Raw genomic sequence first — 26,681 nt, forward strand, 5'->3', positions numbered from 1 at the left:
GACCGGCAGACACTGCCGGTCTCATTTCCACGCTATTCCGGAAGCATGTTCCTGCCGAGCCTGTTGCCGTAATAGCGCCGAAAGGGAAACACCGGTATTGCCCCACCTGTCAGGACCGGGCACAACTCGCTCCACCCACTTAAAAAGAATAATCCTATGAAACAGCTCAGTTTGCCTCAAACCCTAGTCCAACCGCCCAGTGTGCGGTCCAGCCTGTGCATGCTGGTCGGCCTGGCACTCTCCACCACCGCGCTGGCGGGCGATGCGCTGGAAGAACCGGCACTGATGTCGCCGCTGGCAGCTCAGAGCCTGGTGCTGGATATGGAGCGTGTCGGCAGCAGCCTGGTGGCCGTTGGCGAGCGCGGTCATATTCTGGTGTCGAATGATGAAGCCAGCACCTGGCAGCAGGCCCCCGCGCCCGTGCGTGTCACCCTGACCAACACCTTTTTCATTGACGACAGCTTCGGCTGGACCGTGGGCCACGATGGCGTGGTGCTCAAGACCGAGGATGGTGGTCAGAGCTGGCGCAAGGTGATGGACGGTAACCGGGCCAATGCATTGATGCAGGCCCATGCCGAAGCACAGCTGGCCGAACTGGAAGCCGCCATTGCGTCCGCACCCGAGGATGAGCGCGAGGAGCTGGAGTACGAACTCGAAGACCGTATCTACATGGCCGAAGATGCTGAAGCCTTCTCCGAAGAAGGCGCCAGCCGCCCCTTCCTGGACGTCTGGTTCAAGGACCGCAATGAAGGCATTGTCGTGGGTGCCTTTGGCCTGATTCTGCGCACCACCGACGGCGGTGAAACCTGGTCGGCCTGGTTCGACCGCATGGACAACCCGAGCCTGTTTCATCTGAACGCGATCACTCAGATCGGTGACCAGCTCTACATCGCGGCAGAAGCCGGCAACCTGTTTCGCTCATCTGACTGGGGCCAGAACTGGGAATCCCTGGACAGCCCTTACGACGGTTCATTCTTCGGCATCATCGGTAATGATCAGGGGCGCATCATCGCCTTTGGTCTGCGCGGTAATGCCTTCCAGTCCAATGATTGGGGCAACCGCTGGCAGCCGATCGATACCGGTGTGGATTCAACCTTCTTCAGCGGCACCCTGCTGGATGACGGCTCTGCCGTTCTGGTCGGCGCGGCCGGCATGTCACTGCACCTGGATGCACAAGGCAAGGTGATCGAGAGCAACCGTAATCCGGCCCGCCTGCCACAGAGCAAGGTTCTCACCAGCCCCGAAAAAGGCCTGTTGATCTCGGGTGCCCACGGCGTACACGCCGCGTCCCTGAGCGGAGGTAAGGAATAATGAAAACGACACAAAAAAACACCTCAGCCTGTGCGTCCGGCACTGAATCCGTGATTGAGCGGATCTTCTTCCATCACCGTCCACTGGTGATTCTGCTGATGCTGGCGGCAACGCTGTTCTTCGGCTACCAGGCCAGCAGCATCAAACCCGAAGCCAGCTTCGAGAAGATGATTCCGGCGTCTCACCCCTATATTGCCAACTACCTGGAGCACAAGGACGACCTGGCCGGTCTGGGCAATGCCATCCGTATCTCGGTGGAACATACCCAGGGCGATATCTTCGACAAGGATTTCCAGGAAACCCTGCAGCAGGTCCACGACGAAGTCTTCTATGTGCCCGGGGTCAACCGTGCCAGCCTGATGTCGATCTGGGCATCAGGCGTGCGCTGGTCCGAGGTAACCGAGCAGGGCCTGACCGGTGGTCCGGTGATCGCCGACACCTATGACGGCTCGCCGCAAGAACTGGAAAAACTGAAAACCAACATCCTTAAATCCGGTCGCATCGGCTCCCTGGTCGCCAACGATTTCAAATCGGCAATCATCTATGCCCCGCTGCTGGACTTTAACCCGGACACCGGTGAGCCCATCGACTACCAGCAGTTTTCCAGCCAGCTGGAAGAGCTGATCCGCGACAAGTACGAAAGCGACAGCGTCAAAATCCATATCACCGGTTTTGCCAAGGTGGTGGGTGACCTGATCGACGGCGCCAGCCAGGTTGCTGTCTTCTTTGCCATCGCATTGGCAATCACCTTCGTACTGCTGCTTCTGTATTCCCGCTGCCTGCGCAGCTCCATCGTGCCGCTGCTATGCTCCGTGATTGCCGTGATCTGGCAGCTCGGCCTGCTGAAAACCCTGGGCTACGGCCTTGACCCCTACTCCATGCTGGTGCCCTTCCTGGTATTTGCCATTGGTGTCAGCCACGGTGTGCAGATCATCAATGCCATCGGCCATGAAAGTGCCAAGGGTGCCAACAAGGAGCTGGCCGCGCGCCTGGCTTTCCGCGCCTTGTACATCCCCGGCATCATCGCACTGATCAGTGATGGCGTGGGCTTTGCCACCCTGATGGTGATTGATATCGCCGTCATCAAGGATCTGGCTGCTGCCGCCAGTATCGGCGTCGCCGTCATCATTCTGACTAACCTGATTCTATTGCCGATCCTGATGTCCTACGCCGGTGTCAGCCAGAAATCGGTCAAGAAACAGCAGCATGTAGAGGAACACGGCAAGCATCCGATCTGGAACCTGCTGTCCAGCTTCACCCAGCGCCCGCAGGCGACGCTGGTCATCCTGTTTGCCTTCGCTCTGGTCGGCCTGGGCGTCTATCAGAGCCAGGACCTGAAAGTGGGTGACCTGGATGCCGGTGCACCGGAACTGCGCCCCGACTCCCGCTACAACCTGGATAACGCCTTCATCAACGAGAACTACTCCACCAGCACGGATATCTTCGTGATCATGGTGCAGACCGCCAAGGACCAGTGCTCCAACTACCACACCCTTGATGTGGTGGATCAGTTGCAGTGGCGCCTGAAGCAGTTGCCGGGTGTGCAGTCTGCCAGCTCCATGGTGAACGTGGCCAAACAGGCGATGACCGGTTACAACGAAGGCAACGTCAAATGGAGCGCACTGAACCGCAACCAGGCCCTGCTGAACCAGGCGTCTATTACCGCGCCTCGTGGCAGCTTCAACGCTGACTGCAGTCTGATGCCGGTATTCGTTTACCTGAACGATCACAAAGCCGAAACCCTGGCCGCCGTCGTGGACGAAACCGAAGCCTTTGCCGCGAAATACAACAACGATGCACTGACCATCAAGATGGCCGCCGGTAATGCCGGTATTGAAGCCGCCACCAACATCGTCATCGAGAAGGCGCAGTACGAAATGCTGATCTGGGTGTACTCGGTTGTCGGCTTCCTCTGCCTGATCACCTTCCGCTCCATCCGCACGGTGGCCTGTATCCTGCTGCCGCTGGCACTGACCTCGCTGCTGTGTCAGGCCCTGATGGCGCGCCTGGGTATTGGTGTCAAAGTGGCCACCCTGCCGGTTATCGCGCTGGGCGTCGGCATCGGTGTCGACTACGGCATCTACATCTACAGCAAGCTGGAAACCTACCTGAAATCCGGCATGAACCTGCGTGATGCCTACTTCAACACGCTGAAAACCACCGGCAAGGCGGTCGCATTCACCGGCCTGACCCTGGGTATCGGTGTGGGCACCTGGTTCTGGTCGCCGATCAAGTTCCAGGCTGACATGGGCATCCTGCTCACCTTCATGTTCGTGTGGAACATGGTCGGTGCACTGGTATTCCTGCCGGCGCTGGCCAGCTTCCTGATCAAACGCCAGCCGGTCTCCAGCGAATCCGAGCCTCAGGCGATCAAACAGTTCGATACAGCCGAAACTCAGGCCAACAAGGAAGCGAAGGTGTCCCATGCGTGAGTTCAAGAAACTGCTGGTGGTCCTGAACCCCACTCAAGCCGACCAGGTTGCTCTCAACAAGGCAGTACGCATTGCCGGCCATCAGGATGTGGAGATCACGGCACTGCTGCTGCAGCGTACGTCGGGCGGCGAGTTTCGTACGCTACTCGACCAGCAGCTGCAGCAGCTACAGCAACAGAGGCTCAACATTCGTCTGGAAATCAGCCCGGAAACCGATCTGCTGCGTGCCCTGTTGCTGTGCCAACATAAGCAGAGCTTTGACCTGACGCTCAAGGAGCCGCACAAGGGCAGCCTGAGCGACTCCCTGTTCACCCCGCTGGACTGGAAACTGCTGCGGGCCCAGAACACGCCGGTGCTGATGACACGCCCCAATAACCTGACAGCGGACGCGCCCATTCTGGCCGCTGTCGAAGCCGCCCCGTCCGACCCGGAACACCAGCGCCTGAACCAGCGCATACTGGAACAGGCAACCGAGTTGTCAGACACCTTGCAGCGCCCTCTGCACCTGTTCAGCGCCTGCCCGGCGCCGATGCAAAACCCGGGACTGGATGATCAGGATGGCGAACAGCAACAGGCGTATCGAGATGCCTGTGTCAGCCTCGCCAACCAGTATGGTATCGCGGCGGAGCGGGTGCATGTGGATGCAGGCCCTGCCGAGCTGTTGATTGCAGATCGGGCCAAGACTCTGGATGCGCGCCTGCTGGTGCTGGGTACGGTGGCACGTACGGGGCTCAGAGGCGTACTGCTGGGCAATACTGCCGAACAGCTGCTGGAGCGCGTCGATATCGACGTACTGGTCATTCCGCCGCCTCGCCAGGACGGAACCACCGCCTAAGCTCCCCCCTCCGGGCGCAGGCACCTGATTAAAGTGCATGCGCCCCAATTCCTCATGGATGGCAGGGGCACAGGAAAATTTGCCCAATTGTAATCTGCTTGACAGTCCTCGGCGCCAGCCAGCCGCACTATGGCACTAAGCAACTGCAGCAGTGCACAGCATGAACGCGATGCAAAAGGCCGGTCGTCAGCCGGCAACCACAGCCTGATATGCCCCCACGGCCTGCAGGATTACAAGAAATACAATATGTGAGTACAGACCATGACGCTGAAACAGGTTTCTCTGGACGACAAGTACACCAAGGAGTCCGGTACCGTCTACATGACCGGCAACCAGGCTCTGGTGCGCCTGCCGCTGTTGCAAAAGCAGCGCGACAAGGCTGCCGGCCTCAACACCGCCGGCTACATTACCGGTTATCGTGGTTCGCCGATCGGCACCTACGACATGGAACTGAGCCGCAACAAGAAGTTGCTGGACGCCCATGACATCGTGTTCCAGCCCGGCGTCAATGAAGACCTGGCCGTTACCTCGGTCTGGGGCACCCAGCAGATCGAATCCGAAGCAGAGAAAAAGTTCGATGGCGTCTTTTCCATCTGGTACGGCAAGGGTCCCGGTGTATTCCGCTCAGGCGATGCCATCAAGCACGGCAGCTTCTTCGGTGCCTCCCATCACGGTGGCGTACTGCTGATTGCCGGTGATGACCATGTAGCCAAGTCCTCTACCATTGCCCACTACTCCGAACCGGAGATGCTGGCCCACGGCTCCCCGATTCTGTATCCGTCCAATATTCAGGAAGTGATCGACTATGGCCTGATCGGCTGGTCACTCTCCCGTTACTCCGGTGCCTGGGTCACCCTAAAGGTAGTCAACGAGACTATCGAAGGCACGGCTACCGTGGAGCTGGATCCGGCAACCTCCATTACGCAAAACCCGGAAGGACTGGAAATTCCGCCCGAAGCCCACTTTGTGCCGCCCAGCGGTGGCCTGGGCCCGGCAGCCACAGCCGAACGCATGGCCTACAGTGGCCGCATTCCGTTGATCAAGGCCTTTGCCCGTCTGAACAAACTGGACCGCATCACCCTGGCCGCGCCCCAGCGCAAGCTGGGTATTGTCTGTGCCGGCAAGGTATATCAGGACGTCATGCGCGCCTTCCAGCTGATGGGCATTGATGACACCAAGGCCAAGTCCCTCGGCATCAGCATCTACAAGGTGGCCATGACCTGGCCGCTGGAAGATCAGGGCATGGCCGAGTTTGCCGAAGGCCATGACGAGCTGCTGATCATCGAAGAAAAAATGTCGATCATGGAGCCGCAGATCGCCGACCAGCTGTTCAACTGGCCCGACGACAAGCGCCCGCGCCTGATCGGCAAGAAAGACGAGCACGGCCTGCAGATTCAGAAAACCTATGGTGGCCTGCACCCGCATGAAGTGGTTGCCCTGCTGCGCGACCGTCTGTCCGCCAACGGCCTGCTCGATGACGCCATCAGTAACGCCTGTGACGACTACCTTACGTCCATCACCGGCGCCTGCGGCGCCATCATCCCGCAGCTGGTACGTATTCCCTACTTCTGCTCCGGCTGTCCGCACAACAGCTCCACCAAGGTGCCGGAAGGCTCCCAGGCCATGGGCGGTATCGGCTGCCACGCCATGGCCGGTTTCATGAACCGCAACACCTCCTTCCCCACCCAAATGGGCGGTGAGGGTCACAACTGGGTCGGCCTGTCCCACTTTGTCGATACACCGCACAAGTTCCAGAACCTGGGTGACGGCACCTATACCCACTCTGGCCTGCTCGCTATCCATGCTGCTTGCGTACAAAAGGCCAATATCACCTACAAGATTCTCTACAACGATGCCGTGGCCATGACCGGTGGCCAGCCTGCAGAGGGACAGCTGACACCGCAGCAGATCAGCGAACAGGTAACTGCTCTGGGCGCCAAGCGCGTGGTGGTGACCACCGATGATCCTGACAAGTACCACCGTCAGCCAGCCTTCGCCAAGGGTGTGCAGATTTACCACCGCCGCGAGCTTGATCGTCTGCAGCGCGAACTGCGCGAAATCAAGGGCGTCACCGTACTGATCCACGACCAGACCTGCGCCGCCGAGAAACGTCGCCGTCGCAAGCGTGGCCAGTTCCCGGATCCGGACAAGCGCATGTTCATCAACGACCAGGTCTGCGAGGCCTGTGGTGATTGTTCCGTACAGGCCAACTGCGTCAGCCTGCAAACACGCAAGACCGAGTTCGGCAACAAGCGTGTGATTGACCAGTCTACCTGTAACAAGGACTACCGCTGTGTGGATGGCTTCTGCCCATCCTTTGTGACTGTTCTCGGTGGCAAGCTGCGCAAGGCTGAGACCGCTAACCTGGGCAACGACCTGTTCCGCGATCTGCCGCAGCCGACACTGCCACAGTTTGAAAGCTGCTATGCCGTGATGATCAACGGTATTGGCGGCACCGGCGTGGTGACCATCGGCGCGGTACTGGGCATGGCTGCCCACCTGGAAGACAAGGCGATCTCCATCTACGACATGACCGGTTTCGCGCAGAAAGGCGGTGCGGTACAGAGCCACCTGCGTATCGGTCACAAGCAGAGCGATATCACCAGCCTGCCCATCGGCCCGGCAGATTCCGACCTGATCATCGGCTGTGACCTGGTGGTGACCGCCAGCGAAAGCTCCATGAAGTCGGTACGTGCCAACCACACCAAGTGCGTAGTCAACAGCGACCCTGTCGCGACCTCAGTGTTGCAGCTGATGCGTGACTTCGAGCTGCCCACCGCCCCTCTGCTGGGTGGTCTGCAGAAAACCCTGGGTGACAACCTGGCCAGCATCGACGCCACCAAGATCGCCAACGCCCTGACCGGCAACAGCATTGCATCCAACATGTTCATGGTGGGCTATGCCTTCCAGAAAGGCTGGTTGCCGCTGAGCGAAACAGCGATTCTGAAAGCGATAGAGATCAATAAGGTCTCCGTCGAATTCAACCAGAATGCCTTCCGTCTGGGCCGTGTCGCTGCTCATGACATGTCACGCATTCAGCCGTTGATCGAGGACCAGCTGCAGGCCAGCAAGCCGGACGTTGCCGAAACCCCGGAGCAGGCACTTGAACGCCGACTCGAACACCTGACCGCCTATCAGGACAAGGCCTATGCCGATCGTTACCTGGAACTGGTCAACCGCGTACGTGAAATGGAACAGCAGAAAGTGCCGGGGCAGACCGCATTGAGCGATGCTGTGATGCGCAACTACTTCAAGCTGATGGCGTACAAGGATGAGTACGAGGTCGCCCGTCTGTATACCGACGGCAAGTTCCTCAAGCGCCTGAACCAGCAGTTCGAAGGCGACTTCAAACTGCGCTTCAACCTGGCACCGCCGATTCTGAACAAGCGTGATCCCCAGACCGGCCACCTGCGCAAGCAGGAATTTGGTCCCTGGGTATTCAAGGCATTCGGGCTGATGGCCAAGATGAAAGGCCTGCGCGGCACCGCTTTCGACCCCTTCGGCTACACCGCCGAGCGCAAGAAAGAGCGCCAGATGATCGTCGATTACCGTGACACCATTCTGAAACTGCTGGAGCAACTGGATGAGGTCAATCACGAGATCGCAGTGCAGATCGCGCAACTGCCGACGGAGATTCGCGGCTACGGTCACGTCAAGGAAGCGGCGGTGAAGAAAGCCGAAATTCAGCAGCAACAGTTGCTGGAGTCTTTTGCTCAGGCTCACAACCGTATCGCCACCGACAAGCAGCCGCTGTTCTACGAAGCGACCTGAGGCCGGGACAGAAACCGAAAAGGGCCTGTTGGCATTACCGACAGGCCTTTTTGCGTTTTATTTGGCCGCGTCAGACACCCTGCAATACTCAGCCGGAATCGGCTTCGCCTTCCGAAAGGGCTTTCAGCGCAGCACGATCCAGAATGCGTATGCGACCATAGCTATACTCCACCACGCCCGCATCGGCCCAGGCCTTGAGAATCTTGTTGATCGCCTGCCGTGATGCACTTACCGACGAAGCCAGTAACTCCTGGGTCAGCTCCAGCTCGTTGCAGCCCTCGCCATTGGTGGCATGCTCGGCAACCTCAAGCAGAAAATCGATCTGGTGTGCCAGGCGACGATCGAGACCAAAGAACTTGCCCACTTCGTAGGACTTGAACAGCTCACGCATACGACGGGACAGATGCAGTGTCATGGCCCGGTCGATGTCACGATAGCGCTCTCGCAACTGTTCAAAGTGGTTTAAGGTCAGGCAGCCCAGCTCCACATCTCCCATGGCTACCGCATCCTGGGGCCGCACATCACCATCAATCGCGGACAGGTAGCCGATGCACTCGCCAGGGCCATAGATAACGTAGGTGACCTCCTTGCCGTTATCGGACAATGAGCGCACCCGTACCGCCCCTGAAACAACCTGGTACTGGGTCGTGCCCTGCTCACCGTAGCGATAGATGGCCTCACCATCCGCAAAGTGACGCCGCACCATCCGGGCTTTGACATCCTTTTGCACAGTTTCCGGCAACAGCAGTAGCCAGTTGTTGGATCCGCGTGTATCGCTCATCAATTCTCCCAAGTGCTCGACCTTGGCCACAAGTGTACTGCATTTGCCTTTGTGCCTGCTGCTCCGGGCAGTCACCAATTTCTTTTGCAGCCTGTCATAACAAGTCAAGCCGACTGCGCAAAGTATCAAACACCCGCGACCTGGATTTTTTACGCTGTAGGAAAATAAAAACAGGTGCGCCTGCAGCACCACAAGAGGTCGTTTAAATGAAGAAGCAACTGCTCGCCAGCCTGATGGCGGCTGCCAGCTGTTCCGCCTTTAATGCCAGCGCCACCCCCACCCAGGTTTACTGGGGTGATACTCACCTGCACACATCCTACTCCGGCGACGCCTTTGCCATGGGCGATGAGACCGCCGACCCCGATACTGCCTACCGCTTCGCCAAGGGCCAGCCGGTGATTCACCCTTACAGCCGGGTTCGAGTGCAGCTCGAACGCCCGCTGGATTTTCTGGTGGTGGCTGACCATGCCGAATACATGGGGTTGATGCAGCTGGTGCGGGACAAAAGTCCATTGCTGGAAAAATCCGACATTGGCAAACAGCTGGTGCAGATGTGGGATGAGAAAGGCTCCAAGGCGGTGTATTACAACGCGGCAGGCTCTATTGTAAAAGGTGCGCCCTACGAAGAGCTGCTGACTCAGGCCATTCGCCAGCCGATCTGGGACAAAATCATCGACGCTGCCGAAACCAATAACGAGCCGGGAACCTTCACCACCTTTATCGGCTGGGAGTGGTCCTCCATGCCGGGCGGTGCCAACCTTCACCGCGTGGTATTCACCGATAAGGGCGGCGAAACCGCCAAGCAATTCCTGCCCTATTCATCGGCAGACAGCGACCGCCCCGAAGACTTTTGGGCCTGGCTGGACCAAACCTCCAGCGAGACTGGGGCAGACTTTGTGGCCATCCCCCATAACGCCAACATCAGCAACGGCCTGATGTTCAATGATGTCGACAGTAATGGCCACCCGATCAGCGCCAGCTACGCCCGTACCCGCATGCGCTGGGAACCGGTAGCCGAAGTTACCCAGATCAAGGGCGACTCCGAGACGCATCCGGAGCTTTCCCCCGACGATGAGTTCGCCGATTTTGAAACCTTCGAACATGTAATGGCGTTCAATAGCGAGGCAGACGCGCAATCCGATCAGGTCAGCAACTATGCCCGCAGCGGCCTCAAACGCGGCCTGGAAATCGAACAGCAAACCGGCGCCAATCCCTTCAAGTTTGGCATGATCGGCTCCACCGACTCCCATACCGGCCTGAGCACCGCCAGCGAACCCAACTTCTGGGGCAAATTCGGCCTCGACTCCATTCCGGAAAACATGGATCAGGAAACCACCCCTCACGCGGATGGCTGGAGCATGTCCGCAGCCGGCATGGTCGCCGTCTGGGCTGAAAACAACACGCGCGAAGATATCTTTGCCGCCTTCAAGCGCAAGGAGGTTTACGCCACGACCGGCCCGCGCATGCAGGTTCGCCTGTTTGGCGGCTTTGACTTTGATGCCGCCGATGCGCAGCAAAACGACCTGGCGGAGGTCGGCTACCGCAAGGGAGTCCCTATGGGCGGAGACCTGACCAAAGCGGAAGAGGGCAAAGCACCGAGCTTCCTGATTCAGGCGGTAAAAGATCCCGAGGGTGCCAACCTGGACCGGATACAAGTAGTGAAAGGCTGGCTGGATGCCGATGGCAAAAGCCACGAGAAAGTCTACAACGTTGCTCTTTCCGAGGGCCGCAAGGATAGGGGCAAAGACACCCGGCCTGTGGGTAACACCGTGGATCTGGAAACCGGCCACTACCAAAACAGCATCGGCGACGCCGAACTGGTCACCGTATGGCAGGACCCGGATTTCGATGCCAATCAGCGTGCTTTCTACTACCTGCGCGTACTTCAGATCCCGACGGCCCGTCACACCATGCTGGATGCCGTCGCTTTGGGACGCCCGCACGATGAGGTCAACTTCCCGGCCGTGATTCAGGAGCGCGCCTATTCCTCACCCATTTGGTACACGCCCTGATTTTCCAGCACTGGTAACACGAGATCATTATGAAAAAAACAACTCTCTCGGTCCTGATATCTGCTGCCCTGTTCTCCTCCGCCCCTATGGCGGAGGGAACGGCTGATCCACGTTCGTATTCACCGATGGCGGGCAAGGACTACCCGCAACAGGTGTACTGGGGCGATACCCACCTGCACACGTCCTACTCGTTTGATGCCGCCATGATGGGCAACAAGGGTCTGCCGCCCGAGGATGCCTACCGCTTCGCAAGAGGCGAAGAAGTGCGCGCCCATAACGGCATGATCGCCAAGCTGAACCGCCCGCTGGACTTCCTGATGGTGTCCGACCATGCCGAATATCTGGGCCTGGTGCCCATGATTAACGCAAAAAACCAAGATCTGCTCGATGACCCCGTCGGCGCACGCTGGGCCCAGCTTCTCAACGGTGGGGCTGACGAGCAGCTCAAAGCGTTGCTCGAAATGAATATGGACCTGGCGACAAACCAGAAACGGCTGGTCAATTCAACCGTTGAACGCACCGCCTGGTCCGATATTACCGCTGCTGCCGACCGCTACAACGAGCCGGGTAAGTTCACCGCGTTCATCGGCTATGAATGGACCACCATGCCCGGCGGTAACAACCTGCATCGAGTGGTCATGTTTGCCGATGATGCCAGCAAAGCGGGACAGCTGCTGCCCTTCTCCGCATTCGACAGCGAAGACCCTGAAGCACTCTGGGAACACCTGCAGAAGTATGAAGACATGACGGGCGGTCGGGCTCTGGCTATTCCTCATAACGGTAATGTCAGTAACGGCCTGATGTTTTCACTGACCGATCGAGACGGAGAGCCCCTGACACGGGCATATGCTGAAACCCGCAGTCGCTGGGAGCCGGTGATGGAAGTTACCCAGATCAAGGGGGATGGCGAAACACACTCCAAGCTGTCACCGGATGATGAGTTTGCGGATTTCGAAACCTGGGACAAGGGCAACTTGACGGCAACCGAGCTCAAAACAGAAGAAATGCTGCCCTACGAATACGCCCGTTCCGCCCTGAAACTGGGACTGGAGCAGGAAGCCAAATTGGGGGTTAACCCGTTTAAATACGGCATGATTGGCAGCTCTGACGCCCATACCAGCCTGTCCGCTGTTGAAGAAAACAACTTTTGGGGGAAGTTCACCCTGTTTGAACCCAGTGCCAAACGCGCTGAAATTCAGGGCTATACCGAGGGCAAACAGGGCAAGGTGTACGGCTTGACCATTGATGAGTCTGTTGCATCCGGCTATGCCGCTGTATGGGCTACCGAAAACACCCGTGATGCCCTCTTTGACGCCATCAAGCGCCGTGAAACCTATGCCACCACAGGCCCACGCATGACCGTACGTTTCTTTGGCGGCTGGGATTTTGCGGCAGATGAAGTCAACCATGCCGATTTCGTGGATCGTGGCTACAGCAAGGGCGTCCCCATGGGCGCAGATCTGACTCAGGCTCCCGCAGGCAAGGCTCCCTCCTTCATGGTAGCGGCCAGCCGTGACCCTGAGGGGGCAAATCTGGATCGTATTCAGATCATCAAGGGCTGGCACGATACGGACGGCAGTCTGCAGGAAAAAGTCTACGACATCGCCTGGAGTGATGCGCGTCAGCCAGAAGCCAATGGCAAGCTGCCCGCAGTAGGCAACACCGTGGATGTGGATAGCGCGACCTGGAGCAACAGCATCGGCGCTGCCGAACTGGCCAGCGTCTGGACCGATCCGGACTTCGATCCGGCAGAGCGGGCCTTCTACTACGTGCGTGTCCTGCAGATTCCCACACCGCGCTGGAACGTCTACGACGAGCATTATTTCGAAACCGAGCTGAATACCGATAAGCCGGACAGCATTCAGGAGCGTGCCTACACCTCCCCCATCTGGTACACCCCGGTGACGGAGAGCTGAGCATGATCGCCAAGCTGTTAAAGGACCCCCTGCTGCACTTCACCCTGGTGGGCGCAGCCCTGTTCGGGGCCTATGAATGGAGCGGGGCTGCGGATACTGCTCAGGCCCCGCACACCATCGTAGTGGATCGGGATGCGCTGCTGACGTTTATCCAGTATCGCTCCAAGGCATTTGATGCCGAGGCCGCCAATGCACGCCTGGATACCATGCCTGCTGAGGAGCGGGATCAACTGGTGCGGGACTTCGTGCGTGAAGAAGCCCTGTACCGGGAAGCCCAGTCTCTGGGCATGACCGAGAACGACTACATCATCCGTCGCCGCTCGGTGCAGAAGCTGGAGTTTATCGCCCAGGGGGTCGCCGAGCAGGTAGTCAACGTGGAGAGTGATGCGGTGGAACGCTATTTTGAGCAGCACCGCCAGGATTATTACGAAGCGCCCTCCTATACCTTCACCCATGTGTTCGTCCGCGACGGCGAGGACGCCTACAGCCGGGCACTTGCGCTCAAACAGCAACTCAACGATGAGCAGACTGCGTTCGCCGATGCCACCCGCTTTGGTGATCGCTTCCTCTACCATCGCAACTATGTGGAGCGCACGGATGATTTTGTTGCCAGTCACTTTGGTGACCGCTTCCAACAACAGCTGGCGCAACTGCAACCGGACAATCAGCACTGGCAAGGACCCTTTGCTTCCAGCCACGGCCAGCACCTGATAATGCTGAGCCAGTCCCGTGCGGGAGGAGTACCGGCACTGGCCGATATCCGCCCCAGAGTTGAGCAGGATTACCGGCGCTGGCAGGAAGTGGAAACGCAAGAGCTGGCCATTCAACAGATCGTGGAGCAGTACGATGTTGAATACCGTCTCTAGGCTCCTGCTCGCCCTGCTGCTGATGCTGCCCGGCCTGGCTGAAGCACACGATGCCCGGCCGCTGTTTATCCAAATCAACGAAACTGCGACTGATGCCCAGCCTAACCACCAATACCTGCTGAAAATGCAGGTACCGCCGTCGGTGGAGGCCGGTAACCGACCCTATATGAGGGTGCCTGACAACTGCCGCCATCAGACTTTTGGTCAGGTAGTGCAGCTCAATTGTGCCCAGCCTCTAAATGGCCAGGCTCTGGAGATCAACTACCCCAGCCATAACCCGTCCATTAGCACACTGATTCGGCTTAGTCTGTTGTCGGGAGCGCAATATCAGACACTCCTGTCCCCCAGCGAGCAGTACTGGCAGGTGCCGGTTGAGCCCGATACGACTGCAATCATCCACGAATACACCCGCATGGGAGTCGAACACATTCTGGTTGGCTGGGATCACCTCCTGTTTCTGGTCTGCCTGCTGCTGATCACCGGCACCCTCAAACGCACCCTGATCACCATATCCGGCTTCACCCTGTCCCACTCACTGACACTGGTTCTGACCACTCTGGGCGTGATTCAGGTGCCCATTGCCCCCGTGGAGGCCGTGATTGCGCTGAGCATCCTGTTTCTGGCCGCCGAAATTCTGCGTGGACGCCGGGACACCCTGGCCTGGCACTATCCGGTAACCGTTTCCACCCTGTTCGGATTGATCCACGGCTTCGGCTTTGCCGCCGTGTTGCAGGATATCGGCCTGCCCCAGGCCGAGCTGACCACCGCACTACTGTTTTTCAATATCGGCGTCGAGATCGGCCAGATCCTGTTCGTACTGCTGGTCGTGGCACAGCTGGCACTGCTGCGGCAGTGGCAGGGTTTCCCGCTGCAGCAACTGCAGCGGATATTGATTTTCAGTACCGGCTCACTCGCCGCGTTCTGGACCCTGGAACGCATCGCGGGATTCTGAATGTGACTTCACCTGACGCAAAAAACGCCATGACCAGTACCAACACACCGAACCTTCAGGCCCGCAGTAGTATTCTGCTGGGGTTCACCGAACACTGTCGCCGCCATCGCCTAAACCCCATGCAACTGCTGGCACGGGAAAACCTGCCACCGGCCGTCATCCGCTCACAGGATCTGCAGATTCCCTATGTCAGCTTTGTGCGTATCCTCGACCACGCCGCCGCCGAGTCGGAATACCCGCTGTTTGCGATGACCCTGTCACTGCGCCATGGCATTGAAGCACTGGGGCCATTGGGACTGATGGCATGCCAGTGTGAAACCCTGGAGGATGCTCTCAGGGTGGTGCAAAAATACCTGCATTTTTATGCCCAGGGCATTCACCTGGACCTGGTGGTGGAAGGCCGGTTCGCACGCCTGGTGTACGATGTGGATCTGGGCTGCGACATCGATATGACACAGCTGATGGAGGTCGGCATCGGCCGCATGGCCAGTGTCTTGATGACCCTGGCGCCTGCCGGTATGAACCTCAGCAGTGTGCGCTTGAAACATGCCCCTCAGGCCCCCCTGGAAAGCTATGTGAGTGTGCTTGGGCTGGAGCCGGTGTTCAATGCGGATGAGAACTCGGTCAGCTTTCCGGCGCAATTCCTGAGTCAGGCGCCATCCCCTGCCCCCGATCGTGTCCGTCTCTACTTCGAGTCCTTCATGAACCGGGCAGGCCAGAATCACAGCCGCCCCCTGAAACACCAGGTCATCCGCTTGATTCAGGAGCTGATCCCAACAGGGGAAGCGAATGCGGATACCGTTGCCAAACTCATGGGCATCCATACCCGCAGCTTGCAACGCCAGCTGAAACGTATCGATACTGATTTCAGATCCCTGATGGAAGAGGTGCGGTTTAAATTGGCACAGGATGCCCTGCGCCAGTCTGATACGGCCCTGACGGATGTTGCGCTGCAGCTTGGCTACTCCGAACTCAGTGCCTTCTCGCGTGCATTCAAGCGCTGGAGCGGGCTCTCGCCGCAGCACTGGCGGGTTGAACATGCGGGCTCGTCAGGTCCAGATCTTGAAGCCAACAGCCTTTGATCTTTCATGACACCAGGTTGACATTTTACGTCATGATTACGCTTAATTTTGCAACAAATATTCGCAAGGCCTTGTTATAACGGGCTTTACGCCAACTTGACCGAATTTTCCGATTATTTGACAATTCGCGGCGTTGCTCTAATCTTGACACCACAAAGATAACAATAAATAAACGGTATCATAATGAGCAATGTTAAAGCCTCGCCCAAGGTGAAGAGCAGTGCGCTCATGGGCTTCCAATCGTTGTGCCACCGACTGCACGTAAACCCGATTGAAATGCTTGCGGCCGAAGGCCTGTCCAGTACTGTGCTGCGAATCCCGGACTTGATGATCCACTACGACAGTCTGGCCCATGTTCTGAACCATACGGCCGACGTAGCCAATGACCCGATGTTTGGCATGCAAATGTCCACCTATCAGGGCCTGAAAACGCTGGGCCCTCTGGGACTGCTTGCCTCCCAGAGCACGACTCTCGGGGACAGTCTCGATATTATCCAGAAGTACTTCCACTTCCATGCCTCTGGCGTGAATATGAATGTTGTGCCGCACGGCAAGGATGTCCACCTGTCACTGGATATCATGATCGACCCATCGATCAGCCAGGAGCAGCTGCTGGAGATGAGCCTTACCCTGGGCTACAACATTTTGAGTGAGCTGGTGCCCGAGCTTGCTCAGGAAACCAGCATCCACTTCCGCCACGCCCCACTGGCCGAGCCAGAGCAATATCGTGCCTTTACCAGAGCCAATATCTGCTTCAGCCAGGAGCAGGATGCACTGGTATTTCCGGCACGCATGCTGGAACGCAAGCCAAGCGCAGCATCAGAGGAAGTAAAAGACTACCTGGAAGCCTTCCTGGCACGGGAATCCCGTGGTCATGAACAGCCTCTGCCACACAAGGTGTCCAAGCTGATCCATGAATTGATTCCAACCGGCGAGGCCAGCCTCACCACCATCGCACCCATGCTGGGGATGAATGTACGTACCCTGCAACGGGAGCTGCGTCAGGCCGGCACCGAGTTCCGCACACTGCTGGATGATGTGCGCTTTGAGATCGCCCGTACGGCACTGGAACAAAACCAGTCCATCACCGATGTTGCCCTTAACCTGGGCTACTCGGAACTGAGCGCCTTCTCCCGTGCCTTCAAGCGCTGGTCGGGTGTGCCACCCCAGCGCTGGCGCGAAACCGGTCTGGAACAGAACCTGAGCTGGACCGGAGGTGCTCTGCCTTCACACGCTCTGGCCATGCACGTTTAAAACCACACCCACCTTTCCCTTTCTGCACGGCCCAGGTATGACACCGGGTGCCGTGCGGGGCTATCCACTCTGAGTATCCTGGCTGCGCTTACTGAGCCTTAACGGTTTTCCTTCATACTCATTGGCAAACCGTCATCCAAAGTCAATTTGCTGTCGCCGATTATCAAGCCCTTACCGAAGTAAGTCTCTAGATTGATGCTATCCAAGCACCGCATCACTTCCCCATTTCGCAGGTGATGCCATCAATAATAAGAGCGGACAATCATCATGACGGTAAATATTCAGGAAGCACTGACAGACATTGTAGGCCCAAAAGGCATTCTCACCGGCGAAGACGTCAGTCAACGTCTGGATGGCTGGATGGGTGCTCCCCAGTGCCAGGCAAAAGCCATTGTTCGCCCCGCCACAACTGAAGAACTGTCAGCCGTCATGAAGCTGTGTCACCAGAATGACCAGACCGTCACCACCCATGGCGGCATGACCGGCCTGGTCGGAGGCGCCATCAGTAGCCCAGAGGACGTGGTTGTCTCGCTTGAACGCATGCGTAACATCATCGAAATCGATGCAGAGAACCGCACTCTCACCGCCGAAGCCGGTGTAACACTGCAGTCTCTGCAAGAAGCCGCCGAGGGCATCGACCTGTTCTACCCGGTGGATCTGGGGGCCCGTGGCAGTGCGACCATCGGCGGCAATATTGCCACCAACGCCGGCGGCAACCGTGTCCTGCGCTACGGCATGACCCGTGACTCAATTCTGGGGCTTGAAGTCGTGCTGGCCGATGGAACGGTGGTGTCGTCCCTGTCCAAGGTAATCAAGAACAACACCGGCTATGACCTGCGCCAGCTGTTTATCGGCAGTGAGGGCACTTTGGGTATCGTCACCAAAGCAGTGGTAAGGCTACGTCCCAAACCCCGTGGTGAAGCCACTGCTCTGGTCGCCGTGGAAGACTTCAACCACCTGACTCGTCTGTTGAGCCTGGCAGAAGGTGCGCTGAGTGGCGGTCTGAGTTCCTTTGAGGTGATGTGGAACGATTTCTACTCACTGGTGACCAGTTTTGAACGTCACAAGGCACCACTGCCAGCCAGCTCGCCCTTTTATGTCATTCTGGAAACCCAGGGCAACAGTGATGAAGCCGAGCAGGAGCGCCTGGAAGTGCTGTTGGGCGAAGCACTGGAGCAGGAACTGATCAGCGATGCCGTGCTGACCCAGTCCGTCAGCGAACGCGAAAAAGTCTGGGCCATTCGTGATGATATCGAAGCACTACTCAGCCTGAACCCGATCCACGGATTTGATATCAGCCTGCCTATTCCCGCCATGCAGGGCTATCTCGACACCCTGCGCCAGGATCTGGACCAGCACTTTCCCGATTGCCGCCTGGTGGTCTTTGGTCATCTGGGTGATGGCAACCTGCATGTCATTATTGGCCAGGTGCCCATGGAGGATAAAAAACGGCTGGATGAAGTGGTGTATCGCGGTCTGTCTCCGCTTGGCGGCTCAATCTCGGCGGAGCACGGGATCGGGCACGAAAAGAAACCCTATCTGCAGTACAGCCGCTCCGAGAACGAGCTCAGTCTGATGAAAACACTCAAGCTGGCACTGGACCCCAAACAGCTGCTGAACCGAGGCAAGATTTTCGACTGATTCAGCTCGCACTGACACCTGACACATCCCCGACAACGGGCAGCTTCGGCTGCCCGTTTCAGGTTTCAGGCGGGCCATTTACACAAGCAACTACCCGCCCCGCGCTTTGTCGTCTTGTGTCAATGCCGAGACACCTATTGTCAAGATAGCCACCCCTCCCGCACTTAGCATGTCAATCAGAGTATGACTTGCTCCGCTTAATGCTCCCCGGCTCGGCAGACCGCCGCGGAAGAGGCAAGCCTCTAGCACATAACAGCGTACCGGCAGCCTCAACCCGGCTGCCCAGACGACACTGCCCTTAGACCATAATTAAAACAAGGCTAAGCAAAATGGGTAACAAGACCAACCTGCCGTCGGCAACGCGCCGACTGTTCCTGCGCCGCTCCCTGCTGGCGCTGGGTGCTATCGCCGCTGCACCCGCCATGACTACTCAGGCCATTGCCAAAACCGCCGACAGTGCCAGCGCACTGTCCTCTCTGAGTGTCCTCAGTCAGGAGGAATACCGCATTCTGACAGTGGTGGGCGATACCGTTGTGCCACGCGGAGGCGCTTTCAATCTGGGCGCACTGGATATCGACCTGGCGACACGCATCGACAGCTACCTGGACCCTGATGACGCGCCCATGCTGCAAGGCCTTCGAGGCGCTCTGATGTTCCTCGAACACAAGGCACCGGCACTGGCCAAGATGGAAGGCACCTTTTCCGCCTTGCCCGCCCCGCAGCGTGAAGGGCTGTTGCTGGCCCTGAGGGATACCGGTGGTGACGCTACGGCTGTCTACGCCGCCCTGCGCGGGCTGTGCACCTTCTATTTCTACACCCATGAGCACGCCTGGCCGGGCGTTGGCTATGACGGCCCGCTGGTAAAACGTGGTCGACCGGTATACCCCCAGGTGGAGGCTTAACATGATTATTCAAGGTCACGAAATTTTTGCACCGCTGAAGCTGAAAACCCACTCGGTGGTCGTTGGCTCAGGTGCCGGCGGCGGTGTCGCGGCTTACCACATGGCTGCAGCCGGTCTTGAAACCGTGGTGCTGGAAGAAGGTGGCTACTTTCAGGCCAAGGACTTTAACCAGCGCGAAGAAGACATGATGCCAGCGCTGTACCGCAGCAAAGGCCAGCAGACCACCACCGATGGCATGATCTATGTCTGGCAGGGCTCAACCTTTGGCGGCTCCACCGTTATCAATACGGCCGATGCAACGCCCATCGAAGCTGAAGTACTGCACCACTGGCAACAGAAATTCGGCTTGAGCGAACTCACCGAAGACAACCTGGCCGCCTCCTATAAGCGAGTGTACAAAATGCTCAATGTACACCGTCTGGAAGACCAGATCCTGAATGCGAATAATAAGCTGTTGTTGGAGACTGCGAATCGTCTGGGTTACAAGGCGGGCGTATTCGAATCCAACCGCAAGAACTGCGTCGGCAGCGGCTACTGCTTCCAGGGTTGCGCCTATGATGCCAAGCAGGGCACTAACCTGACCTACTTGCCCAAAGCCTCTGAGCTAGGTGCCCGCATCTATACCGATGTCCGTGTCGACCGTATCGAGCGCCTGTTCGGCGGCAAATATCGTGTGCACGCGACAGTAGTTGCCCGTGGCAGTCGCAAGGCACGTCACCCTGTCGAGATCGATTGCGAACGTATCATCATGGCCGCAGGTACCGTGCATACACCGGCAATTCTGAAGCGTTCCGGCTTTGACAAGGGCCTGCCGCAACTGGGCAAAAACATCTCCCTGCAGCCGCAGATCGGCCTCTCCGCCGTAATGCCGGACAGCCAGAAAATGACCTCCTGGCGCGGCGCACCTCAGTCCATCTACATGAGTGAGTTTGACGACAACCATGCCGAGCATGGCCTGGGCGGCTTCCGCATGGAAGGTGTTGGCGGCATGGTCGGGATCTTCTCCCACTTTGGTAACACCATCGGCCACGACCACAAGCGTTTGATGGCGGAGTACCCCAACACCCACTTTTCTGCACTGCTGGTGCCTGACCAGCCCAGCGGCACCCTGGACTGGGAATGGGGACCGGACGGCAAGGTTAAACCCAAGATCCAGTACAAGCTGACCGAAGAGTGGAAGCAGCGCTTCAAGCGCGGCTACAAGACCGCTGCCGAATTCCTGTTTGAAGCCGGTGCCCGCGAGATCAACTGCAACAGCCCGGTGTTCGGGCCGATCACCAGTCCTGACCAGCTTTCCCGCATTGATGAATTTCCCCTGGAGCCGGGCATGGTCGCTCTGACCTCGGCCCATGTTCAGGGTAGCTGCCGTATTGGACTCAACGCCGACGTGGGCGTTGTGGACCAGAACCTGCAGCTGCACAACCTGGACAATATCTTCGTGGTCGATGGTTCCGTCATGCCGACGACCGCCTCCACCCACACCATGGTCCCCATCATGGTGATGGCCGACCGCGCCATGCACAAACTGGCCCAGGGCGCCTGAGCGCTTAACAGCTGCATAACGGGAGCGCCGACAAGGCTCCGCCACAAAATAAAAAGGATAGACAGATGCTGAACGATACCACCCGCGAATCCATTGCCGAACAGATCTTTTCCTGCTTCGCCACCAAGGAACAGCTGCCCCTGCTGACCAAATCCCATCCCGAACTGGAGATGGAAGATGCTTATCGCATCCAGGAAAAAGTCGTCAGCAAATTCGTAGATCAAGGCCGCAAGGTTAAAGGCTATAAAATCGGCCTGACCTCCAAAGCAATGCAAGACATGATCGGCGCCACCGAGCCGGATTACAGCTCCATCCTGGATGACATGTTCGTTGACGAGAGTGCTGAGCTTCCGCGCGAAGACTTCGCCACGCCCATGGTTGAGATTGAACTGGCGTTTGTAATGAAAAAGCGCCTGCAGGGGCCCTTCGTCAACGCCGCCGAAGTAATCCAGGCAACCGACTTTATCCTGCCCTCGATTGAAATCGTCGATTTTCGCGTCGCCCCGGCACCGGGCATTAACGTGCGCGACACCATCCCGGACCTGGCGGCCATCGGCAAGGTTGCTCTGGGCGGCAATCCCGTGCGCCTGGAGGACATCGACGTACGCGATATCAACGCTGAACTGATCATCAACGGTGAAACCCGTGAATCCGGCAGCTCAGCCGCCGTGCTGGGTAACCCGGTGACCGCAGTGGTTTGGCTGGTGAACAAACTGTCTGAATTTGGCGTGGCCTTTGAGCCGGGCGATGTGATTTTCTCTGGCTCCTGTGTCCGCGCCCAGCCCGTTCAGGCCGGTGACAGCGTTACAGCCCGTTTCGATAAGGGCCTGGGTGACGTAAACCTGAGCTTCAAGTGAGGTAGGCATGTCTAATTATCGCTCCAAGACCACCACAGAAGGTCGCCAGGCCGCGGGTGCGCGTGCGCTCTGGCGCGCTACGGGCGTGTGCGATGAGGATTTCGGCAAGCCGATCATCGCGGTCGCAAACTCCTTCACCCAGTTCGTGCCCGGCCACGTCCACCTGAAGGATATCGGCCAGATGGTATGCCGCGAGATCGAGAAAGCCGGTGGCATCGCCAAGGAATTCAACACCATCGCCATCGATGATGGTATCGCCCAGGGCCACGACGGCATGCTCTACTCGCTGCCCAGCCGCGATATTATCGCCGATTCCGTGGAATACATGGTTAACGGTCACTGTGCCGACGCACTGATCTGTATCTCCAACTGCGACAAGATCACACCGGGAATGCTGATGGCTGCCATGCGTCTCAACATCCCCACGATCTTTGTCTCCGGCGGCCCCATGGAAGCCGGGCGCGTTCAGTTGAAAGAACAGGTACTGCGTATCGACCCGGTCGATGCCTACGTTGCGGGTGTTAACCCCGCCACTGACCCGGACGAGGCGCTCAAAGTCGAGCAGAGCGCCTGCCCCACCTGCGGTTCCTGCTCCGGCATGTTCACAGCCAACTCCATGAACTGCCTTAACGAAGCCCTGGGTCTTGCCCTGCCCGGTAACGGCAGTATGCTGGCGACCCATGCTGACCGTCGTGAGCTGTTCCTGGACGCCAGCCGGCGTATCGTCGAGATCACCCGACGTCATTATGAGCAGGGCGATGAGAGCGTATTGCCGCGCAATATCGCCAACCGTGATGCTTTCCACAACGCCATGACCATGGATATCGCCATGGGCGGCTCCACCAACACCATCCTGCACCTGCTGGCAGCCGCGCAGGAAGGTGAGATCGACTTCACCATGGCCGATATCGACCGCCTGTCCCGAGAAGTCCCGCATCTGTGCAAGGTGTCTCCGGCCACCAACCAGTACTACATGGAAGACGTACATCGCGCCGGCGGCGTGTTTGCCATTCTGGGTGAACTGGACCGAGCCAAGCTGCTCAACACCCAAGTCAGCACCGTACACAGCGCCACCCTTGGCGACGCTCTGGATCAGTGGGACATCTGCCGCACCGAAGATGCTGCGGTAGAAGAGTTTTTCCGTGCCGGTCCTGCCGGTATCCGTACCACTGAAGCCTTCAGTCAGGATTGTCGCTGGGACAGCCTGGACCGTGATCGCGAGAACGGCTGTGTACGCAGTCTCGATAATGCCTACAGCACGGAAGGCGGCCTGGCCGTACTCTTCGGCAATCTGGCAGAGGACGGCTGTATCGTGAAAACCGCCAGCGTACTGCCGCATATGCTTGAGTTCGAAGGCGTGGCACGCGTGTTTGACGACCAGGACAAGGCACTGGATGCACTCAAAGCCGACGAGATCCAGCCCGGCACCTGTGTCATTATTCGCTATGAAGGCCCCAAAGGCGGCCCCGGCATGCAGGAGATGTTGCTGCCCACCAGCCTGATCAAGGCCAAGGGTCTGGCTGACTCCTGTGCCCTGCTCACCGACGGCCGCTTCTCCGGCGCGACCTCCGGTCTATCGATCGGCCACACCTCACCGGAAGCCGCCAATGGCGGTGCGATTGGTTTGGTCGAAGATGGCGATATCATCAAGCTGGATATTCCCAACCGCAGTATTCGGGTGGATGTATCCGATGAGGTATTGGCTGAGCGACGTCAGCAGATGGAAGCACGCGGACTCAAGGCCTGGAAGCCTTGCGCACCACGAGCACGCAAGGTCAGCCTGTCACTGAAAGCCTTTGGCATGCTGGCAACCAGCGCCGACAAGGGTGGTGTGCGTAACCGGGAAATTCTGGAGAATTTCTAACGCCCTGAACAGGCGTCATACACTGACCAACCGGCCCAACTGGGCCGGTTTTGCGTTACGGGGTATTCAAACTGTGGACGTAGCCAAGGACAACGCCAGTACCATAAGTGAACTGGCCGCAATCCAGGAGCCGACCACCCTCACCCCGATACGTTGCCAGGCCCTCTTGCTGAACAAATGGCCAAGCGCAGTGGAGTAGAGCAGTAAAAGCGTAACCCCTACACCGGTGCCGAACATCATGGTGAGTTGCTCACGCCCCTGTAGTTCATCCTGTCCTGAATCCAGACCCACCAGCAGGGCACTACCAAGGGCAAACAGCAGGGTCACAGGCAACGGCAAAGGGCGACTGATGGCCACCAGTACGGCAGCCAAAGCAGCCGCGGAGAGAATAAAGGGGGTCAGATAATCCGCTTTGGCGAGGTGCGACAGCATCAGGCCGACCCAAACCGCTACAACGGCCGCCAGCAGCCCCTTCTGACTGTCACGGCTACCTTGCTGGGCCAACAACAGGCCCAGCGCCAACAGCAACAGCAAATGTGCCGGTACGACCAGAGGGTGCAAAATGCCGTTGTAGAAGGTCCCTATTCCCTGGATGGCGCTGTGTGCCTGCGCCGTCCCTGGCGCCAGCAACAGAGTCGCTGCAGTCGCAAGTAGCCTTAGGGGCATCAGAGCATGCCGGTCAGGAAACCGACACCGGACAGCGCAATAAGGCCACCGCCGGTCTGTACCGCCAGCTTGCCTCCAGGGATGCGGATCAACAAGCCGAACAAAATGCCGGACAGGTGCAACAGACCGGTGGAGAGCACAAAGCCGATGCTATAAGTCAGCGCGTTTGCAGAGTGCGGCAGTTCGGTGCCATGGGCATGACCATGAAAAATGGCAAAGGCCCCCACAATCACCGCAGCCACAACGATGGGAGGCCGAACGGCCAGGGCCACCATGGCACCCAGCACCAGTGCCGAGAGTGCAATGCCGGTTTCCACCGCAGGAAGAGGCACACCCAGTACGCCCAATGCACCGCCCATCGCCATCACCAGCGGAAAGACAATCGGTAACAACCAGATCGACGGACTGCCCAGAAACGCGCCCCATAGGCCGACCGCCACCATGGCAGCCACATGATCCCAACCGAAGACCGGATGCATCAAGCCACTGAGAAAGCCACCTGCAAGCCCAGCTTCAGAGTGTGCATAGGCAGGACCGGCCAGGGCCATAAACGCGGTCGCCAGCATAAGTGTAGAAAGGGATTTCATTGCCAATATCCTTATTCGCCAGGGGCCAGACAGCTGCCGGATGCAAGCGCCAGCAACCCCATAGAAGAAGGCTCGATATACCACCGAGCCTGTGTATAAAAATCAGTTTTAGTTCGTTCTGACTGCGGCATCAACCATGCAGATCACGGTAGGGCTGATCGCCCAACTCGCTGATCAAAGTGCTGCCCAGTTGCTCAACCTCGGCAAACGCCTTGCGCAGGCTGGCATCCGATACCTCTTCCTGCATGTTGGCGATAAACGGGAAGCCCAGGGTACCTTCGATGGCGGTCGCGACCGAAGCTTCATCCTCCAGTGAAAAGCCGATCTGGGCAAAGCTCACCGGCAGGCCCACCTCGGCAAAGAAGCGCGCACAACGCTCGGCTTCTGCCTGATCATTCTCCAGCATCAGCTGGGCCAGAATGCCGATGGCGACCATTTCACCATGCAGGTAGTTGTGGTCCACATGCGGCAGCAGCGTCAGCGCCTGAGCCAGCGCATGGGCACCGGCCACGCCGGTGCATTCAAAACCGGCGCCACTGAGCAGCGTGTTGGCTTCAACGATATCCTCAACCGCCTCGTTCACCTGCTGGTCTTTAACAGCCGCCAAGGCAGCAGCCCCCTGTGCATAGAGAATATCGGCACAGCTTTCTGACAACGCCATACCCGCCAGGGTGGGACGTGTGCCATAGGGTGATACGCCCATCGGGTTCTTCTGGCAGGCGCGGGCTTCATACCAGGTCGCCATGGCATCGGCCATGCCGGCCACCAGGTAACGGGGCGGCGCCTTGGCTGCTATCTCGGTGTCCACCATGACCAGAGCCGGATTATCTTTCATCACCTCGAAGGTCTCGGTCGCACCTTCAGGTGTGTAAATCACGGAAATAGCTGAGCAGGGAGCATCGTTTGACGCCAGAGTCGGCATGATCACCACCGGCACCTCCAGGCGCGACGAAATGCTCTTGCCTGCGTCCAGGGGTTTGCCGCCACCCAGTGCGATCAAGGCATCAAAGCGGCCCTGCTCATTCAGTTCGGCCACACGGGCATCAATTTCCTCAAAGGAACACTCGCCACCGAAAGTGGTGACATAGGCTTCAATGCCCGCACGGTCGAGAGACGCGATCAGTCGCTTGGCTTCACCTCGCTGGCTTCGGGGCGTACACAAAATGGCGCAACGCTTGATCTGCATTTGAGCCAAGGGCTCAGCCGCATTATCAACCAGGCCGGCAGCCTGGATGTAACGCGGAGTGGTGCGAAAGGCGCGCGGCAGCACCGCTGGCGTCTGCTGATCTGACATGGGATCACTCCTGGCAGGTTCGGCTGGTCCAGGAATAGCGGTAGTGACCAGCCGAAAAGATCATCTGGATAGCGGCAGCCCGCAGGGATGCGGATCTGCCGGATAAAGTCAGTGG

At 58.3% G+C, this 26,681-nt stretch carries 19 protein-coding genes; 15 read left to right on the plus strand and 4 right to left on the minus strand.

The annotated features are described in order from the left end of the window. Positions 1–156 precede the first annotated feature (156 nt). From BW956_RS14330 to BW956_RS14345, 4 genes are all read left to right on the plus strand, one after another. Positions 157–1,311 (plus strand): WD40/YVTN/BNR-like repeat-containing protein, encoded by a 1,155-nt coding sequence (locus BW956_RS14330; RefSeq protein ID WP_076463431.1) that lies wholly within the window; start codon positions 157–159, stop codon positions 1,309–1,311. Then, positions 1,311–3,743 carry an efflux RND transporter permease subunit gene (locus BW956_RS14335; RefSeq protein WP_083703085.1) on the plus strand — a complete coding sequence of 811 codons (2,433 nt, stop codon included), beginning with the start codon at positions 1,311–1,313 and terminating at the stop codon, positions 3,741–3,743. Before BW956_RS14330 ends, BW956_RS14335 begins: the two co-directional genes overlap by 1 nt. Then, positions 3,736–4,578, plus strand: coding sequence for a universal stress protein (locus BW956_RS14340; RefSeq protein ID WP_076463434.1), 843 nt, complete (start codon positions 3,736–3,738; stop codon positions 4,576–4,578). The genes BW956_RS14335 and BW956_RS14340 overlap by 8 nt, the downstream gene beginning before the upstream one ends. A 261-nt stretch (positions 4,579–4,839) precedes the next feature. Then, positions 4,840–8,349, plus strand: a complete 3,510-nt coding sequence (locus tag BW956_RS14345) for an indolepyruvate ferredoxin oxidoreductase family protein (protein ID WP_076463437.1) — start codon at positions 4,840–4,842, stop codon at positions 8,347–8,349. Positions 8,350–8,437: 88 nt separating this feature from the next. On the opposite strand, the gene BW956_RS14350 is transcribed toward BW956_RS14345, so the two are convergent. Further along, positions 8,438–9,130 carry a Crp/Fnr family transcriptional regulator gene (locus BW956_RS14350; RefSeq protein WP_139327196.1) on the minus strand — a complete coding sequence of 231 codons (693 nt, stop codon included), beginning with the start codon at positions 9,128–9,130 and terminating at the stop codon, positions 8,438–8,440. 206 nt (positions 9,131–9,336) lie between these two features. Here BW956_RS14350 and BW956_RS14355 point away from each other — a divergent pair, with 206 nt between their 5' ends. The 11 genes from BW956_RS14355 (at position 9,337) to ilvD (ending at position 24,019) form a co-directional block, all read left to right on the plus strand. Then, on the plus strand, positions 9,337–11,142 hold the full coding sequence (locus BW956_RS14355; protein ID WP_076463443.1) for a DUF3604 domain-containing protein: 1,806 nt from the start codon (positions 9,337–9,339) through the stop codon (positions 11,140–11,142). Positions 11,143–11,171: 29 nt separating this feature from the next. Continuing rightward, a complete protein-coding gene (locus BW956_RS14360) occupies positions 11,172–13,058 on the plus strand; it encodes a DUF3604 domain-containing protein (protein WP_083703086.1) in 1,887 nt (628 codons plus the stop codon). 2 nt (positions 13,059–13,060) lie between these two features. After that, positions 13,061–13,924 (plus strand): peptidyl-prolyl cis-trans isomerase, encoded by an 864-nt coding sequence (locus BW956_RS14365; RefSeq protein WP_076463449.1) that lies wholly within the window; start codon positions 13,061–13,063, stop codon positions 13,922–13,924. Next, positions 13,905–14,876, plus strand: a complete 972-nt coding sequence (locus tag BW956_RS14370; RefSeq protein ID WP_076463452.1) for a HupE/UreJ family protein — start codon at positions 13,905–13,907, stop codon at positions 14,874–14,876. Before BW956_RS14365 ends, BW956_RS14370 begins: the two co-directional genes overlap by 20 nt. Positions 14,877–14,878: 2 nt before the next feature. Next, a complete protein-coding gene (locus BW956_RS14375; RefSeq protein ID WP_139327197.1) occupies positions 14,879–15,958 on the plus strand; it encodes an AraC family transcriptional regulator in 1,080 nt (359 codons plus the stop codon). Between the two features lie 183 nt (positions 15,959–16,141). Then, entirely contained in the window at positions 16,142–17,212 is a 1,071-nt protein-coding gene (locus BW956_RS14380) for an AraC family transcriptional regulator (RefSeq protein WP_076463458.1), read from the plus strand. A 267-nt stretch (positions 17,213–17,479) separates the two neighbouring features. Beyond that, a complete protein-coding gene (locus BW956_RS14385) occupies positions 17,480–18,853 on the plus strand; it encodes an FAD-binding oxidoreductase (protein ID WP_139327198.1) in 1,374 nt (457 codons plus the stop codon). Between the two features lie 329 nt (positions 18,854–19,182). Beyond that, the gene (locus BW956_RS14390; RefSeq protein ID WP_076463461.1) at positions 19,183–19,755 is read left to right on the plus strand and encodes a gluconate 2-dehydrogenase subunit 3 family protein; all 573 of its coding nucleotides are present in this window, start codon (positions 19,183–19,185) and stop codon (positions 19,753–19,755) included. Position 19,756: 1 nt separating this feature from the next. Continuing rightward, positions 19,757–21,298: a GMC family oxidoreductase N-terminal domain-containing protein gene (locus BW956_RS14395; RefSeq protein ID WP_076463464.1), complete on the plus strand. Its 1,542-nt coding sequence runs from the start codon at positions 19,757–19,759 to the stop codon at positions 21,296–21,298. Positions 21,299–21,363: 65 nt separating this feature from the next. Continuing rightward, entirely contained in the window at positions 21,364–22,155 is a 792-nt protein-coding gene (locus BW956_RS14400) for a 2-keto-4-pentenoate hydratase (RefSeq protein ID WP_076463467.1), read from the plus strand. A 7-nt stretch (positions 22,156–22,162) separates the two neighbouring features. Further along, positions 22,163–24,019 (plus strand): dihydroxy-acid dehydratase, encoded by a 1,857-nt coding sequence (gene ilvD / locus BW956_RS14405; RefSeq protein ID WP_076463469.1) that lies wholly within the window; start codon positions 22,163–22,165, stop codon positions 24,017–24,019. 66 nt (positions 24,020–24,085) lie between these two features. Here ilvD and BW956_RS14410 read toward each other — a convergent pair whose 3' ends face one another. The 3 genes from BW956_RS14410 to BW956_RS14420 form a co-directional block, all read right to left on the minus strand. Further along, complete coding sequence (locus BW956_RS14410; RefSeq protein WP_076463471.1) at positions 24,086–24,685, minus strand: HupE/UreJ family protein; 600 nt, start codon at positions 24,683–24,685, stop codon at positions 24,086–24,088. Continuing rightward, the gene (locus tag BW956_RS14415; protein WP_076463474.1) at positions 24,685–25,272 is read right to left on the minus strand and encodes a HupE/UreJ family protein; all 588 of its coding nucleotides are present in this window, start codon (positions 25,270–25,272) and stop codon (positions 24,685–24,687) included. Before BW956_RS14415 ends, BW956_RS14410 begins: the two co-directional genes overlap by 1 nt. Positions 25,273–25,402: 130 nt before the next feature. Further along, positions 25,403–26,566 carry a glycerol dehydrogenase gene (locus BW956_RS14420; RefSeq protein WP_076463477.1) on the minus strand — a complete coding sequence of 388 codons (1,164 nt, stop codon included), beginning with the start codon at positions 26,564–26,566 and terminating at the stop codon, positions 25,403–25,405. Between the last annotated feature and the right edge of the window lie 115 nt (positions 26,567–26,681).

The sequence above is a fragment of the Marinobacterium stanieri genome (assembly GCF_900155945.1).
GTDB lineage: Bacteria > Pseudomonadota > Gammaproteobacteria > Pseudomonadales > Balneatricaceae > Marinobacterium > Marinobacterium stanieri.